Annotated in this window: 16 protein-coding genes and 1 pseudogene; 10 read left to right on the forward strand and 7 right to left on the reverse strand. The window is 40.2% G+C overall.

Annotation, left to right across the window (positions count from 1 at the left end; translation table 11 throughout):
- Positions 1-45 precede the first annotated feature (45 nt).
- Both argB and argC read right to left on the reverse strand, forming a co-directional pair.
- Complete coding sequence (gene argB, locus ACXPAV_RS10350) at positions 46-819, reverse strand: acetylglutamate kinase (RefSeq protein ID WP_458003414.1); 774 nt, start codon at positions 817-819, stop codon at positions 46-48.
- 4 nt (positions 820-823) lie between these two features.
- Positions 824-1,831, reverse strand: coding sequence for an N-acetyl-gamma-glutamyl-phosphate reductase (gene argC / locus ACXPAV_RS10355; protein WP_458003415.1), 1,008 nt, complete (start codon positions 1,829-1,831; stop codon positions 824-826).
- A 78-nt stretch (positions 1,832-1,909) separates the two neighbouring features.
- On the opposite strand from argC, the gene argE reads away from it, so the two are divergent.
- The 4 genes from argE to ppa all read left to right on the forward strand — a co-directional run bounded on the left by argE (position 1,910) and on the right by ppa (position 4,871).
- On the forward strand, positions 1,910-3,058 hold the full coding sequence (gene argE, locus ACXPAV_RS10360) for an acetylornithine deacetylase (protein ID WP_039141349.1): 1,149 nt from the start codon (positions 1,910-1,912) through the stop codon (positions 3,056-3,058).
- A gap of 67 nt (positions 3,059-3,125) precedes the next feature.
- Complete coding sequence (gene trmL, locus ACXPAV_RS10365; protein WP_039162479.1) at positions 3,126-3,611, forward strand: tRNA (uridine(34)/cytosine(34)/5-carboxymethylaminomethyluridine(34)-2'-O)-methyltransferase TrmL; 486 nt, start codon at positions 3,126-3,128, stop codon at positions 3,609-3,611.
- Positions 3,608-4,231: a LysE/ArgO family amino acid transporter gene (locus ACXPAV_RS10370; protein WP_021461615.1), complete on the forward strand. Its 624-nt coding sequence runs from the start codon at positions 3,608-3,610 to the stop codon at positions 4,229-4,231. Before trmL ends, ACXPAV_RS10370 begins: the two co-directional genes overlap by 4 nt.
- Before the next feature lie 112 nt (positions 4,232-4,343).
- Entirely contained in the window at positions 4,344-4,871 is a 528-nt protein-coding gene (gene ppa / locus ACXPAV_RS10375; RefSeq protein WP_458003416.1) for an inorganic diphosphatase, read from the forward strand.
- A gap of 74 nt (positions 4,872-4,945) precedes the next feature.
- On the opposite strand, the gene ACXPAV_RS10380 is transcribed toward ppa, so the two are convergent.
- Positions 4,946-5,284, reverse strand: coding sequence for a carboxymuconolactone decarboxylase family protein (locus ACXPAV_RS10380; RefSeq protein WP_039150015.1), 339 nt, complete (start codon positions 5,282-5,284; stop codon positions 4,946-4,948).
- Between the two features lie 118 nt (positions 5,285-5,402).
- On the opposite strand from ACXPAV_RS10380, the gene ACXPAV_RS10385 reads away from it, so the two are divergent.
- From ACXPAV_RS10385 to ACXPAV_RS10395, 3 genes are all read left to right on the forward strand, one after another.
- Positions 5,403-6,290: a cupin domain-containing protein gene (locus ACXPAV_RS10385; protein WP_458003417.1), complete on the forward strand. Its 888-nt coding sequence runs from the start codon at positions 5,403-5,405 to the stop codon at positions 6,288-6,290.
- 93 nt (positions 6,291-6,383) lie between these two features.
- Entirely contained in the window at positions 6,384-7,160 is a 777-nt protein-coding gene (locus tag ACXPAV_RS10390) for a M48 family metallopeptidase (protein ID WP_039172494.1), read from the forward strand.
- A gap of 24 nt (positions 7,161-7,184) precedes the next feature.
- Positions 7,185-8,099: a DMT family transporter gene (locus tag ACXPAV_RS10395; protein ID WP_039172498.1), complete on the forward strand. Its 915-nt coding sequence runs from the start codon at positions 7,185-7,187 to the stop codon at positions 8,097-8,099.
- Between the two features lie 43 nt (positions 8,100-8,142).
- On the opposite strand, the gene ACXPAV_RS10400 is transcribed toward ACXPAV_RS10395, so the two are convergent.
- The 4 genes from ACXPAV_RS10400 to ACXPAV_RS10415 all read right to left on the reverse strand — a co-directional run bounded on the left by ACXPAV_RS10400 (position 8,143) and on the right by ACXPAV_RS10415 (position 12,094).
- Positions 8,143-9,531, reverse strand: a complete 1,389-nt coding sequence (locus ACXPAV_RS10400; RefSeq protein WP_458003418.1) for a glucose/sorbosone family PQQ-dependent dehydrogenase — start codon at positions 9,529-9,531, stop codon at positions 8,143-8,145.
- Positions 9,532-9,783: 252 nt separating this feature from the next.
- Positions 9,784-10,365, reverse strand: coding sequence for a response regulator (locus ACXPAV_RS10405; RefSeq protein WP_039172505.1), 582 nt, complete (start codon positions 10,363-10,365; stop codon positions 9,784-9,786).
- Positions 10,366-10,374: 9 nt separating this feature from the next.
- Positions 10,375-10,701, reverse strand: coding sequence for an ATP-binding protein (locus tag ACXPAV_RS10410; RefSeq protein ID WP_458003419.1), 327 nt, complete (start codon positions 10,699-10,701; stop codon positions 10,375-10,377).
- Positions 10,643-12,094 carry a sensor histidine kinase gene (locus ACXPAV_RS10415; protein ID WP_458003420.1) on the reverse strand — a complete coding sequence of 484 codons (1,452 nt, stop codon included), beginning with the start codon at positions 12,092-12,094 and terminating at the stop codon, positions 10,643-10,645. The genes ACXPAV_RS10410 and ACXPAV_RS10415 overlap by 59 nt, the downstream gene beginning before the upstream one ends.
- A 134-nt stretch (positions 12,095-12,228) precedes the next feature.
- Between ACXPAV_RS10415 and ttrB the strand changes: the two genes are divergently transcribed.
- The 3 genes and pseudogenes from ttrB to ACXPAV_RS10430 all read left to right on the forward strand — a co-directional run.
- On the forward strand, positions 12,229-12,954 hold the full coding sequence (ttrB, locus tag ACXPAV_RS10420) for a tetrathionate reductase subunit TtrB (RefSeq protein ID WP_458003421.1): 726 nt from the start codon (positions 12,229-12,231) through the stop codon (positions 12,952-12,954).
- On the forward strand, positions 12,954-13,994 hold the full coding sequence (gene nrfD, locus ACXPAV_RS10425; protein WP_458003422.1) for an NrfD/PsrC family molybdoenzyme membrane anchor subunit: 1,041 nt from the start codon (positions 12,954-12,956) through the stop codon (positions 13,992-13,994). Before ttrB ends, nrfD begins: the two co-directional genes overlap by 1 nt.
- Positions 13,987-15,168: pseudogene (locus tag ACXPAV_RS10430) on the forward strand (molybdopterin-dependent oxidoreductase); the annotation flags it as partial. The gene nrfD and the pseudogene ACXPAV_RS10430, both read left to right, overlap by 8 nt.
- Between the last annotated feature and the right edge of the window lie 90 nt (positions 15,169-15,258).

The following is a 15,258-nucleotide window of genomic DNA, read 5'->3' on the forward strand; positions in this document are numbered from 1 at the left end:
GCGGCATGCTTTATCATTAAGATCATTAAGTTTTTTTGCACCGAATTAAGGTGCAATTCTTGTGCCAATACGTTGTCCGGAAAATAAATCTGCTAATTTTTCCGGTTTTTTCCAGTTTGCAATTTCAACGGCTTGATTTAATGCTTGTGCTGCGGTGAGTGCAGCTTTCACTTTGACAATCATACCATCTGTAATCACTTGTTCTGCAATTAATTTTTCGATTTGAGCCGTATTCAGTTCGGCAATCAGATTTTTTTGCTGATCAAGCACACCGTCAACATCCGATAACATCACCAATTCCGCTTGTAACAAAGTTGCAATCGCAGTGACTGCCTGATCCGCATTGACATTCATTAGCCGACCGTCATCATCAATCGCAATTGAGCTGATAATCGGTAGAAAATCCGCCTTTAAAAGAGTATTTAATAAAGCAGCCTGTTTAGGTTGAACGGTTGCAACGTGTCCTAATTCCGCATCAAGCTGTGTTGCGGTGGTTAAATTGCCATCACCCAAACTTAACCCGACCACATTTAAACCGGCAGTTTTTGCCATTGCGACCAATTTTTTATTGGCAATTCCCGCCAATGCGCCGGTAATAATATCAATTTGATCCGCCGGTGTAACGCGTAAGCCCTGTTTTTTCTGTACCGGCAGATTTAAACGTTGCATCAGTTCGTCAACAATACAACCGCCACCGTGGACAATCACAATTTGTCGCTGTTGTGTGCGTTTAAATTGTGCCAAAGTTGAGATCAGATTTTGCATCGCTTGCGGTGTGTCCAACAAAGCACCGCCGATTTTAATCACTAATGGTTTCATTGTCTTAAATCAATCCTAATGTTGGTTCAAAGCCGAAACGGATATTGGCACATTGAACCGCTTGTGCCGCTGCACCTTTCAATAGATTATCTTCCGCGCCGATAATAATAATATGTTGATCTTTAATCGCAAAAGCGATATCGCAATAAGGTGTGAATTCCACCGCTTTAATGCTTGGAAAACCTTGGTCATAAAGACGCACTAACGGTTTATCGTGATAAGCCTGTTCAAATGCAGATTTCACTTGTTGTGTATCGACATTCGCTTTTAATTTTGCCGTAATTGTCGCCAAAATACCACGTTTAAAGTTGCCCAAATGTGGGGTGAAAATGACTTCTCTGCCTAAATGAGAAGCGATTTCCGGCTGATGACGATGGGTAAATACGCCGTAAGGATTGAGGCTGACTTCGCAAAAACTGGAGGTGAGGCTGGCTTTACGACCAGCACCACTGACACCGCTGACTGCATTAATGATGGGTAATTGTTGTTCATCCAATAGGTCATTTTCAATTAACGGTTTAAGGCAAAGTTGAGAAACGGTTGGATAACAACCAGCGACAGCAACCAAATCAGTCTGTTTAATCTGTTGTTTATTCCATTCTGCCAAACCGTAAGCTGCTTTTTCTAACCATTGTGGATATTGATGTTTAAAACCATAAAACTTTTGATAGAACTCAGCATTATTCACACGGTAAGCGCCAGATAAATCGAATACTTTACAGGCATTGTCTAAAAAAATTGGTGCGAGTTGGTGACTTACTTCGTGAGCAGTAGCAAGAAAAACGCAATCTGCATATTTAGCCAATTCAGTTAAATCTTGTGGTAATGGTTGTAAAGGTAAATCAACAACGTTTTTTAGTTGTGGATAAATCTCGGAAATAGGTTTATCTTTATCCAGACTGTTTTCAGAAACATAGAGTCCGCAAAGTTCAAATTGTGGATGTTTAGTAATAATGTTGGCGAGTTCAGCTCCTGTATAACCACTCGCCCCAATGATGAGTGTTTTTAGCATAGTAAATAAAATAATGATTAATTATGCTAATATTTTGCATAATTATTTTATTTGAATCAATGTTTATTTGAGGTAAATATGGCAAATCTTCCCGATTTTCTTTCTTTATATTCACAACTTATTGAAATTCCGACAATCAGCAGTACAGATAATCCTAAACTCGATCATAGTAACCAACCGTTAATTGAGAAATTAGCAAGTTGGTTGCACGATCTTGGTTTTAAAGTCGATATTTTACCAATTGCTGGTTCAAATTATAAATTCAATTTATTAGCGACTTATGGCGAAGGTGCTGGTGGATTATTGTTGGCAGGGCATAGTGATACCGTGCCGTTTGATGCTGGTCGTTGGCAGTTTGATCCTTTTAAACTAACTGAGAAAGATGGGCGTTTTTATGGCTTAGGTTCAGCCGATATGAAAGGTTTTTTTGCCTTTATTGTTGATACTTTGCGAAATATGGATCTAACAAAATTGCAAAAGCCATTGCGTATTTTGGCAACAGCGGATGAAGAAACCACAATGTTGGGGGCAAGAACGTTTGCGCAGCACGCGGAGATTCGTCCTGATTGTGCTATTATCGGTGAGCCAACTTCGTTACAGCCGGTGCGCGCTCATAAAGGACATTTCGGTGATAGCGTGACAGTAATCGGACGTTCCGGACATTCTAGTGATCCTGAAAAGGGAGTGAATGCGATTGAAATTATGCATCAAGCGACGGCACATTTAATTGAATTGCGCAATGAGCTGAAAGCGAAGTTTCATAATGATTTTTTTGCGGTACCATATCCGACAATGAATTTTGGCTCTATTCACGGAGGTGATGCCGTTAATCGTATTTGTGGTTGTTGTGAACTACAGTTTGATATTCGACCGTTGCCGAATATGGGATTGGAATCATTGGATGAAATGGTGCAGGAAAAATTACAACCGTTGATCGAACAATACGGTGATATGATTCAGATTAAGCACCTTCATGATGGTATTCCGGGTTATGAATGCTCACACAAAGCAGAAATTGTGGCTGTGGTAGAAAAATTATTAGGCAAACCTTGTGTGTCTGCTAACTATTGTACTGAAGCGCCGTTTATTCAACAGCTTTGTCCAACTTTGGTGTTAGGGCCGGGATCAATCGAACAGGCGCATCAACCAGACGAATTTTTATCGGCGGAATATATTCAACCGACCAAAGCATTATTAGAAAAATTGATTAGGCATTTCTGTGCCTAAGCAATTTGTGATAATAGTTAAGAAAAATAAATTATTGAACTGTTTTGAATTTTTAAGAAGTTTTATTATGTTAGATATTGTCCTTTATGAACCTGAAATCCCACAAAATACGGGAAATATTATTCGTCTTTGTGCTAACTGTGGCTTTCGCTTGCATTTGATTCATCCGCTTGGCTTTCAGTGGGATGACAAGCGTTTACGCCGTTCCGGTTTGGATTATCACGAATACACCACAATTAAACATCATCAAAGTTATGCTGAATTTCTAGAGAGTGAACAACCTAAACGGCTGTTCGCTTTAACCACTAAAGGCGGGCCAGCACACAGTCAAGTGAAGTTCCAGTTGGGAGATTATTTGATGTTCGGGCCGGAAACCAGAGGTATTCCGATGGCTATTTTAAATACAATGCCGATTGAACAGAAAATTCGTATTCCGATGTGTGCCAATAGCCGCAGTATGAATCTCTCCAATTCAGTGGCGGTTACTGTTTATGAGGCTTGGCGACAGCTGGGTTATCAAGGTGCGGTTAATCTTTATCAAGGAGAAGTATGAACGCTTTTATTCACGGCGTGTTAGTGACAGGCAGTTTAATTGTTGCTATCGGTGCACAAAATGCGTTTGTGCTGAAACAAGGCTTGCTGAAACAGCATATTTTTGCGGTTGCCTTAATCTGCTTTTTGTGTGATGTGGTGCTGTTTACCCTCGGCGTTTTGGGGTTGGGAACTTTTATCAGTCATAATAATGTTGCTTCCGTGACATTAGCGTTCATTGGAGCCGGTTTTTTGTTGATTTATGGTTTGCGAGCGTGGCGCAGCGCTTATCGTGGCAATGCCGGTTTGCAACTGCAAGCCGGGGAAAATAGTGCGTCTTTAGCCAAAACCATCTTATTAACGTTGAGCGTTACTTTACTGAATCCGCACGTTTATATTGATACAGTGGTGATTATCGGCGGTATCGGCGGCACATTGGCGTGGCAGGAAAAGATCGCCTTCTTAATTGGCGGACTTTGCGTTTCTGCCACGTGGTTTTTCGGTTTGGCGTACGGCTCAACATTGTTAGCACCGCTATTTAGAAAAGCGATCACTTGGCGAATTCTTGATTTTGTGATTGGCGTGATTATGCTAATGATTGCTTGGAGCTTATTTCAATATGGAATAACGCTGTTGAGCTAATCCTCGACAATTTGTTGCGATTAGGGCTATAATCGCAACGTTTTTATAGGGCGATGCCTTATAAAATGCCCTATATACTGAATGATTAACTTTTCTTAGAAGGAATAAAGAAATGGGTTTAAAAAATGTACCTGCCGGCAAAGCGTTACCGGATGATATTTATGTTGTGATTGAAATCCCTGCGAATTCAGATCCGATTAAATATGAAGTTGACAAAGAAACCGGTACTTTATTTGTTGACCGTTTTATGGCAACTGCAATGTTCTATCCAGCAAATTATGGTTATATCAACAATACTCTCTCTTTAGATGGTGATCCTGTTGATGTATTGGTACCAACCCCATATCCATTACAACCGGGTTCAGTAATTCGCTGCCGTCCGGTCGGTGTATTAAAAATGACTGACGAATCAGGTCAAGATGCAAAAGTGATTGCCGTACCACACAGCAAATTGACTAAAGAATATGATCACATCAAAGATGTGAATGATATTCCGGCATTATTAAAAGCACAAATCCAACACTTCTTTGAAAGCTACAAAGCCTTAGAAGGCGGAAAATGGGTGAAAGTAGACGGCTGGGAAGATGTTACTGCAGCACGTGAAGAAATCTTAGCTTCATTTGAACGTGCTAAAAAATAATCTTGTCATTTAATGCAATTAAGCCGTTATTCTTTTCAGAAATAACGGCTTTTGTTTTTTTAGATGTGTTGAACTTAATTATTATTTTTCCACGCTTCGTGTGCATCAAGAACACGTGCGGAATAAACCATTGCTGCACCAGTGTTCATCGCAATTGCCACACTTAATGCTGCTGCAATCTCCTCTTGTGTACAACCAGCTTTAATCGCTGCATCGGTATGCACGCTAATACAACCATCGCAACGAGTTGTTACTGCACAAGCCAAAGAAATCAACTCTTTGGTTTTCAAATCCAACACGTCATTGCCTGCTTTGCTGAGCAATTGATAAGCTTGCATAGTATTAGGTTGTAATTTCCCTAATAAGCCTAAACGGTTCATTAGTTGAGTGCGTAAATTTTTCCAATCTAACATAAGGTACTCCTTAAACTTAACAGTATTGTTATCTGACGGGTGTTATTTTGAACGATGTTAATTAGACGATAAAGTGGTTAAAATAGCAAAAAACTATGTTTTCGTCTTATTTTATAGTATGGATAGTATTGATAAATTTTTAGAACTTTTAGATTTAAAAACAGAAATTGATGTTTTTTGTAGCTTCCGTTCCCCTTATTTAATGCAAGCACCGCAAGCGGAAAAAGGGAAAGCTTGTTTCCATTTACTGTTGAGTGGTCATTGTCAAATGCGATCGGATAAAAGCGTGCACCGTTTGCAAGCCGGTGATTTCTGTTTATGGACGCAAGGCAGTATGCACCAAATTGGCGATGCGGTGGAATATTCTTCCGTGCAGGTAGAGCAACAAAACGGCATTTTGTATCGGCATAATTGCCAACAAGATCCTTCGTTGCAGATGATTTGTGGGCATTACCGAGCAGGGAATCAAGCTGCTGCCGGTTTGTTATCATTGTTGCCGGAACCGTTGATTGTTTCGTTGAAACAGATTCCGCAGTTGAATGCGTTGTCCAGCTTAATTTATCAGGAGGCGTTAGCTCGTTATTTAGGTAGTGCTACGGTAATTAAATCGATGTGTGAAATTTTATTGCTGTTTGCCTTGCGTCATTTATCTTCATTGTCGGAACAGCAGAGTTTAATTCGTCTATTTTCAGATCCTTTCTTAAGTAAGGCTATGACGCCGATTTTTCACAATTTGGCGGATAATTACACCATTGAGCAGTTAGCACAAAAGGCTTATATGTCGCGCGCCACTTTTGCGCGCCGTTTTCAACAGTTAAGCGGAATGGGGGTGCAAGCCTTTATTCGTTTGTTGAGAATGTCGATGGCGGCGAAGTTATTGCGACAGACAAATTTGTCATCAAGACAAATTATGGAGCGGATTGGCTATCAGTCGGAGGCAGCATTCTTTGATGCTTTTAAAGCTCAATTTGGCACAACGCCGGCACGTTATCGCAAAATTTACTGATGAATAGGTGAAATGTTAAAAAATTGCTATTGATCTTTAGTAGAAAAAAAGAAATGATAATTGGCATTTTACTGAGATAAAAGGAATAAAAAGATGATCTTATCGACAATCTCTAAACGTATTTTAACCGGTTGCTTTATATTATTTTTAGTGGCAAGTTGTGCTGATACCCGCACAATGAATCAGAATGCGGCGAATCAATATCGTCAAGCGATTGCGACGGAAAAGCAAAAAGGTAATGTTGATACCACCTCAACAACGGCAAAACGTGTTCATCGAGTTTTTAATCGAATGGTGCCTTATGCTCGTCAATACAATAAAACTGGCGTGCCTTTTTCTTGGGAAGTGTCGGTGATTAAATCAAATGAAGTGAATGCGTGGGCAATGCCGGGTGGAAAAATGGTAGTTTATACTGGATTAGTCGACAAATTAGGTTTAAGTGATGAAGAGATTGCAGTTGTGATGGGACACGAAATGGCACATGCTTTGTTGGAGCACGGGAAAAGCCAAGCAAATCGCCAAACCGCAGTTGGTGTAGTAGCTGCGATTGTTTCTGTTTCATTAGCATATCAGGGAATGGATAGCAGCTTGTCTCAGGATATGGTTGGTACAGTAGCTGATCTTGGGGTAATGAAACCTTTCTCTCGTAGTGCAGAAAGCGAAGCAGATGAGATTGGTTTAATGTTGAGTGCGCAAGCCGGTTATAATCCTCAGGTTGCTCCGGGGTTATGGGATAAAATGCAGCGATTGGGCGGTGGTGGTAATGTGCCAACGATTTTTTCTACTCACCCGAGCGATCAGTCGCGTAAAGCACATTTAGAAAAATTAATGCCGAAAGCAATGGAGTTATATCAGGCATCAAAAAAATAATCTCATCATATTGAGGAAATTTTTATGCAAAAACAAAAGCTTGCAGTTCCAGGTATATTAATCGGTTGCGTTGTTTTCGGTTTAGGCAGTCTTATTGTTGCCCACGTTCCGGTGGGCGCTTATGCTATTGCTTTTTGGCGTTTATTGATTGCGGCGATAATCTTTTTTATTTTAGCAAAACTTTTCAAACAACCGTTCCCGAAGTCAAAACAGACAATTCGTTATGGTTTACTGGCAGGTGTATTTTTAGCTTTTGATTTGGGATTGTGGCACGAAAGTGTGTATGCGGTCGGGCCGGGAATTTCCACCTTATTGAACAGTTTGCAGATTTTCTTTCTTGCCGCTATTGGCTTTTTCTATTTCAAAGAGAAACAGTCCACCGTACAGTTGTTCAGTCTAGTGTTGGCGGTTATCGGTGTTTATTTGATTACTGGTAGTGAATTCCAGTATAACGATAATGCATTGTGGGGCTTTATTAGCGGTATTTCATCCAGTTTGTTGTTGGCGTTATCGATGGTTTTTATTCGTAAAACGCACGAAAGCGAGCCAACAGCAATTTTCCCATTAATGTTATTGGTCAGTATTGGCGGTATTCTGTTCTTGATTATCCCCTCTTTGCTTTTTAATTTTGATAATCTGTATCCGACAACAGCATTGGATTGGCTTTGGGTGTTTATTTATGGTGCGGTAATGCAGTGTTTTGCTTGGGGAATGATCGCCTATTCGGTGCCATTATTGTCATTAGCGGTAACCGGTTTGTTGTTGCTTTCAGAGCCTATTGCCGCTTTAGTGATTGATTATTCTGTGTTGAATAAACCAATCAACTTGATTCAATGGTGTGGTGCGGCAATTACTCTGTTCGCTATTTATCTTGGTTCGGTCTTTTCACGACCAAAAAAATCGAAAATTCGTTCGTTGAAAGGACAAAATAAGGGTTGAAATTATTTTAAATTCAACCCTTTAATGATCGGAAGGCGATTTGTTAGTTGCCTACATATTCAAACACAATAATTGAACCTGGGTTTGCCATTTTTGAGGTTGGTGTGTCATCTAATTGACGACCGTTCCCCATATTGTCAGTTACCACATAAATTTTACGGGTGTCTGGGCTAATCAATGCGTTACGGTAGCGGTTGGCACTGGTGAAATATTTCGCTGTGTCGCCTTGTACGTTGCTCGCATCTTCGTTCATTTTTACTTGATAAATCGCACCGCTCTTATAGGTTGCCAATAGTAATGAGTTGCGGAACTCTGGTATTACGCCATCTTTGGGATAATAAACCGCATTACCTGGGGCGATGGTTGGCCAACAAATATATGATAACCTGCCACAAGTCGCATTGGTGTAGTTGTAGTCGTTATTAACCGTGAAGAAGGTTTTTACAGGATCAACCACAGGCTCTTTATAATCTGTTTCTTTTTGCGTTGGCACGCCTTCAGGAATAATGTTCGGATCGAATTTCACATTTTGGCAGTTTTTTGCCGCCGAATAGTTAGCATAAACATAGGCTAAATCATCTTTAAAGCCTGCAACGTGTGGCCAACCGTAGTTTCCGCCAGCTTCAAGTTTGTTCAATTCATCATCACTGGAAGGTCCTTGCTCTGTGCTGTAAAGGTTATTACCTACCCAAACTAAGCCTTGTGGATTACGGTGTCCATAAGTATAAACGTGGCTTTTTACACCTTTAATCACTGGGTTATCATCAGGAATTGAGCCGTCTTTGTTGATACGCAAACTTTTTCCGTTGTAAGCGCTGTAATCGTGGTTTTTCACTTGCTCAGCGGTTGGCAATTTTTGTGAGGTAATTTCATCACAAACGTGCTTGCCTTGGTTATGCCCTAAATCCCCTGTGGTGTAGTAAATTTTGCCATCGGGACCAAATTTGATGCGTCCGGCGTTGTGATCCACGCCCGCAATAATGCCATCAAGAACGATTTTTTCCTCGCCCAATTTATTCGCTTTGGCATCATAAGTTAAACGAACAATACGAACGAATTTTTTATCGCCATCGTTGTAAGTATAAGCGGCATAGGCATAAGGCTCGCCAGCCTCAAAGTTAGGATCTAATGCTAATCCTAGCACGCCTTGGTGAGGGAATTGTTCATAGGCATTGGCGAAATGGTATAACACGGTTTTTTCGCCTGTTTTTGGATCAATGCTAACAATGTTTTTCCCTGCACGTTCAGTCAGCCAAAGTTGTTCTTTCGGCCCCCAAATCATTTCCCAACCACCATCAACATTGTTAGTCAAAACCGTAGCTTCAAAACGTGAACCAAAATCCACTTTGCCATCTTTGCTCACCACATCAATTGCACTTACGTTTGTTGCTGTAAGGGCAAATAAGACTCCTGCAAACATTAGTTTTTTCATTATATTCTCCTATTCTTTAAGAAATCCTGGATTATATGCAGAAAATATTCTCTTTCAATGTGAGATAATGAAACTAATTGTTTCTTAATTGGAAATGATTGATATGTTTTAAGTGTTATAATTTACAATTTATTGCGTTATTAGTATTGAATAGACAAAAATCATTGAAGAATGAAAACAATACTTTCTTAGTACATATATAAAATATGAAAGTAGAAAAAGGATACAGTGAAGTCCATTTATAGATTTTATCTAATTGAGTAAATCCACTTTTCTGATGAGTTCGGCAACATTTTTTGCGTGCATTTTTTCCATTATGTGTGAACGGTGAACTTCAACGGTTCTAACAGAAATATTTAGGCGTTCTGCGATCTGTTTGTTGATATTCCCTTCAATAATGAATGCTAATACCTCTTTCTCTTTTTCACTAAGTTGATCGTAACATTGCTGAATTTGATATTGTTGAAAGCGTTTTTCACTGCGAATGCGAGCATTTTCTAATGCAGTTTTAAGCTGATCAAAAAGAATCGGTTTTTGTAAAAAGTCGATAGCACCTTGCTTTAATTCATTGACTGCCATATCCACATCGGCAAACGCTGTCATAATAATAACTTGTAATACGCTGTTTTTTTGTTTGAGCATTTTATGCACTTGGCGACCGTCAAAATAGGGCATTCGCATATCCAACAGCACTACTCCCGGTTCAAAGGGGTTAACCTGTTCTAAAAAAGTTTTACTGTTCGACCAACTGACTACATCATAACCTGCTTGAGTAAGCAGAAATGTTGCCGCATCGACCACCGTTTCATCATCATCTAAGATATGTACTTTCACGAGAAACTCCTATTGTTTGCCACCAACTCCCTGATTAAGCGGTAATTCCAGAATCACCATCGCACCTTTGTCGGCAGGACGATTTTTGAGGTAAATTTCACCTCGCATTGAGTGGATTAGGCGCTGACATAATGTTAACCCAAGACCTAAGCCCTCTTTTTTCCGGCTGCGGAATGGCACAAATGGAAATGCCAATTCGGTTTCTGAAAAGCCTTTACCGTTATCCACAATCAAAATTTGAATGCTGTTTTCTTTCTCCTGTACGCTTATCACGATTTTATTTGCCTGTGCTTGAAGTGCATTGAGTAAACAGTTGCAGAGGATCTGCTCCAACATTGTTTTTTTTTATGCAAACTTGCCACTGTTTTGCACAAATTAGTCGTATCTTGGCACGGGAATTATAGTGTTGGCGGATAAAATCAATTGTTTTTTCTAAGCAAGATTTCAGCTCAATATTGTGTAGCCTTTCGTCTTCTTTACCTTTTGCCCAGCCGGTAAGGTTGCGCATAATTTGCCGACTGCGATCAACCTGAATTTGTATTTTATCTAAAATTTGTAATTCAGATGTTGCATTGACTCGTTGTTTTAACTGTTGTTTCAATCCCTCACTGTACATTCCGATAGCCGTAAGCGGTTGGTTAATTTCGTGCGCAATGCCGGCACTCATTTCACCTAAAATACTTAAGCGGTCAGCTTTTATAAGTTGTTGTTCATAAAGGCGCATTTCTTGATAAGCTTGGGTTAACGCTTTACTTTTACGATGAACCTGATAACTAATCCATAAGTAATTGAAAATAATAAAAAATAGAAGCAACAATAATTGCCACTGGTGCTGATTAATCCAATATTTTACGCTTTGCCATAAATTTTGTTGTTGTGGATGGCGGAAAAGATTTCGCAAAATATTATCCGCTTGCTGGTCGGAGTAAGGCGGATTCCATTGCGGTAAATCTGCCGGAACATCACCGAGTAGAATGGTCATCAGTTTTTTTACTACATTATTCGGTACTTGCTTCATTGCTGCTAACGACCAGTTTGGTAACAGCGGTGTGGTGGAGACACAGCCTAAGTCGTTATTTTGTGGCGCTAATACGCGGAAATCTGAGAAATTGACTTTTCCTTCACGTGCTAAATCTTCTAAGATACAAACAGGCACAATGGCAGCATCAACTTTATGCTGTTGTAGCCAGAAAACGGTATTATCAACCGGAAAACCGCTGAAACGGAAAAAAATGTTTTTATCTTCAACTAAACCTTGTTGATATAACACGTTGTAGCCGAGTAAGAAACCACCAAAGGCATTTTCGCCAACCGCACTTAATGTTTTCCCTTTTAAATCAGTGATTTGATAAAAATCACTATCTGTATTAACTAAAATTGCACTGCCAACTTTACCGGCATTGGTGTGTTGCTGACGAGGGGATTGCAATGTTGCCAACCAACGGACAGGCTGATCATTGAGATAAAAAAATTGCGATTGATTGGTTAAAATAAAATCAATGTTGTCGGCTTTATCTTGGGAAAGATCATCAAGTTGCAACGGCACCAATGAAAAATGCTGTTGTGGATAACGCTGGTTTAACCAATTTATCCACGGTTGCCACTGTTGTGATAAAAAGGTTTCACCACGCTGTGCCAAAATACCGATTTTCCAATTATCTGCTCCGGCGAAAAAGGGAAAGAGCGACAGCATTATATAAGTCAGTGAAAGCACAATGAATTTCCTCAAAATTGCCTCCTATTTTTTGACTCAAATCAATACCCATACTATTTATGTGGAAAACCACAATAGATACCGATTTTAGGGTAAACCACAATACGATAGAACCAACAATAGCACAAAACGACAATAGTGGGGAAATTATGGATAGTGTTAAACGAACAGCACTTAAATCGCTGACCGCACTCACTTTCGGCGCAAGTTTGATTCCGCTTGAAAGTATTGCATTTCAGCCACCTAGACGTGGCGGTGATCAACAGCACCGTTATGCGATGATTATTGATTTACGCCGTTGTATCGGTTGTCAATCTTGTACCGTCAGCTGCAATATAGAAAATCAAACACCGATAGGCGAATTTCGTACAACGGTACGTCAATATGAAATTACCGATGGTAAGCAGACAGTAAACAACGTGTTATTACCACGATTATGCAACCATTGCGATAATCCGCCGTGCGTGCCAGTTTGCCCAGTGCAGGCAACTTATCAACAAAAAGATGGCGTTGTCGTTATTGATAATGAACGTTGTGTCGGTTGTGCTTATTGTGTTCAAGCTTGCCCTTATGATGCCCGTTTTATTAATGAAGAAACTAAAACAGCAGATAAATGCACCTTTTGTGCGCACCGTTTGGAGGCAGGTTTATTACCGGCGTGCGTGGAAAGTTGTGTTGGTGGAGCACGAATTATTGGTGATCTTGCCGATCCGAACAGCCAAATCAGAAAACTGTTTAATAGTCATAAAGATCAATTAAAAGTGTTGAAACCTGAAGCAGGAACACAGCCGCACGTTTTCTATTTAGGGCTTGATGATGCGTTTGTAAGCCGTGTACAGGGACAACCTATGCTTTGGCAGGGTAAGGGGGAATAATGATGATTCGCGAAGTTTTAGTTGAACCGCAAGCTATTGCGTGGCTACCTTGGGCAGTAAGTTATTTCTTCTATATCGGCTTGGCATTATGTGCCATTATTGTCGCACTTTGTATTCGCTTTTTTGTTAAACCTTATCAGCCTAAGTCGGAATTGATAGCGTTGTTAGTAGCATTAAGCTTTGCCATTGTTGCACCGATTGCGCTAACTGCGGATTTACATCAGCCGGGAAGAGTGTGGCATTTTTATGTTTATTTGGCTAATTGGTCGTGGATGGCGTGGGGCTCAATTTTCCTACCAATTTTTATGTTGAGTTTGGTTGGTTATATTCTGTTTTTATTGCGTCAATTACCGCAACGTCCAACACAAAAATGGTTGGTATTGCTTTATGTCGGCAATTTAAATAACGCACTTTGGTGTTGGATTTTTAGAATTTTAACTATCATCAGTAGTATCTTAATTCTGCTTTATACTTCAATGGAAGTATATAACGTTGTTGCGCGTCCGTTGTGGCATCAACCTTGGCTCATTCCATTGATTATTTTCAGTGCGTTACCGAGCGCAATTCTGTTGATACATTTTGCGGTTTCTATGATTAACGGTACAAATAATAAAGTGCTAATGAAACCATTAGTGATTGCTTGTTTGCTGTTATTAGCCACAACCGTTGGTGCTATTTATTATCGCTCATCAGAAACTGCCTTGGATTTATCCATTTTGTGGCAAGCTCGTCCGGCGGTTGCATTCACTGCTATTATTTGGGGATTAACTTTATTATTGGCACTGTTCACCACACAAGCAAAAACAATGCAATGTCTGTTATTAATTGCTTCACTTATCTTAACCGCAATGGTTCGTTGGGTGCTATTACTTGAAGTGCAAACTGTCGCAAAATATAACGTATTAATGAACTCATATCAGTTTAATTGGGGCGTTGACGGCGGATTAGGAATGCTTTCGGTAGCCGGTTTATGGGTGACTGTAAGTGTGATTTTGTGGCAATTATTCGGATTCATTAATAAGGAGCAGCGTAATGGATAATAAACGTCGTAATTTACTTAAAGGTGGTTTGGCTGTTGGTGGTGCTGCTGCTTTTGTAGCCGGTTATTCACCAAAAGTGAAAGAAATTGCTAATGGCGTTTTCACAGGTTCTTCCGGTGAAAAAACTAAACATAACATTCACGGTAATTCACTCGCACCGGAATATAAGGTTGAGAATAATAAAGTGATGCCGAATTCTGATCAAGTTGTGTGTAATACTCAATGTATGGGATGTTGGACACTTTGCGGTTTGCGTGCCAGAGTGGATTTGAAACAAAATAAAGTTATTCGCATCAGTGGTAATCCGTATCATCCGCTTTCTGCCGATGAATATTTGAATTACAACACCTCGTTACAACAAGCAGAATTAAGTGTAGCAGGCGAAAACGGTTTGGAAAATCGTTCCACCGCGTGTGCGCGTGGTGCGGCGTTTATGGAAGGAGTAAACAGCCCTTATCGCATTACGCAACCATTAAAACGTGTGGGTAAACGTGGCGAAGGTAAATGGAAAACCATTAGCTTTGAACAATTAATTGAAGAAGTGGTGAATGGGGGTGATCTGTTTGGTGAAGGTCATATTGATGGCTTAAAAGCAATCCGTGATTTGAAAACTCCAGTAGATGCAGAAAATCCGGATTTTGGCCCGAAAGCGAACCAGCTTTTCGTGACTTTTGCCGGTCCGGAGGGTAGACAGCCGTTATTGCAACGTTTTGCGAATAACAGTTTCGGCACTATTAATTTTGCTTCTCACGGCTCTTATTGCGGTTTGTCCTATCGTGCTGGTTCCGGTGCGGTGATGAATGATTTGGATAAAAATTCACACGCAAAACCGGATTGGGATAATTGTGAATTTATTCTCTTTATGGGAACTTCACCGGCACAGTCAGGCAACCCGTTCAAACGTCAGGCACGTCAATTAGCGAAAAAACGTGCGGGAGATAATTTTGATTATGTGGTGGTTGCGCCTCGATTGGAATTAACGTCAACACACGCTACGCAAAACAATCGTTGGGTGCCGGTTTTATCGGGCGGTGATTTAGCGTTGGCATTGGCAATGTTGCGTTGGATTATTGAAAATGAACGCTTTAATGCAGATTACTTATCATTACCGAGCCAATTTGCAATGCAGCAGGCAGGTGCAGCAAGTTATTGTAATGCCTCCCATTTATTTATCAAACAGTGCCGTAAAACTCTGCCCTTCAGGGCGGAGATATAAGGCACAAGCGAATCTGGCGTTTGTTGTTGTCGATGTTGGCGAAAAATC

It is taken from the genome of Gallibacterium sp. ZY190522 (genome assembly GCF_054166015.1).

Excerpts from the sequence above, each read along its gene's own strand:
- ACXPAV_RS10370 (WP_021461615.1), top strand. The coding sequence starts at position 3,608 with ATGAACGCTTTTATTCACGGCGTGTTAGTGACAGGCAGTTTAATTGTT.
- ACXPAV_RS10395 (WP_039172498.1), top strand. The coding sequence starts at position 7,185 with ATGCAAAAACAAAAGCTTGCAGTTCCAGGTATATTAATCGGTTGCGTT.
- ppa (WP_458003416.1), top strand. The coding sequence starts at position 4,344 with ATGGGTTTAAAAAATGTACCTGCCGGCAAAGCGTTACCGGATGATATT.
- argE (WP_039141349.1), top strand. The coding sequence starts at position 1,910 with ATGGCAAATCTTCCCGATTTTCTTTCTTTATATTCACAACTTATTGAA.
- ACXPAV_RS10385 (WP_458003417.1), top strand. The coding sequence starts at position 5,403 with ATGGATAGTATTGATAAATTTTTAGAACTTTTAGATTTAAAAACAGAA.
- trmL (WP_039162479.1), top strand. The coding sequence starts at position 3,126 with ATGTTAGATATTGTCCTTTATGAACCTGAAATCCCACAAAATACGGGA.
- ACXPAV_RS10410 (WP_458003419.1), bottom strand. The coding sequence starts at position 10,701 with ATGTTGGAGCAGATCCTCTGCAACTGTTTACTCAATGCACTTCAAGCA.
- ACXPAV_RS10390 (WP_039172494.1), top strand. The coding sequence starts at position 6,384 with ATGATCTTATCGACAATCTCTAAACGTATTTTAACCGGTTGCTTTATA.
- ACXPAV_RS10380 (WP_039150015.1), bottom strand. The coding sequence starts at position 5,284 with ATGTTAGATTGGAAAAATTTACGCACTCAACTAATGAACCGTTTAGGC.
- ttrB (WP_458003421.1), top strand. The coding sequence starts at position 12,229 with ATGGATAGTGTTAAACGAACAGCACTTAAATCGCTGACCGCACTCACT.
- ACXPAV_RS10400 (WP_458003418.1), bottom strand. The coding sequence starts at position 9,531 with ATGAAAAAACTAATGTTTGCAGGAGTCTTATTTGCCCTTACAGCAACA.
- argC (WP_458003415.1), bottom strand. The coding sequence starts at position 1,831 with ATGCTAAAAACACTCATCATTGGGGCGAGTGGTTATACAGGAGCTGAA.
- nrfD (WP_458003422.1), top strand. The coding sequence starts at position 12,954 with ATGATGATTCGCGAAGTTTTAGTTGAACCGCAAGCTATTGCGTGGCTA.
- argB (WP_458003414.1), bottom strand. The coding sequence starts at position 819 with ATGAAACCATTAGTGATTAAAATCGGCGGTGCTTTGTTGGACACACCG.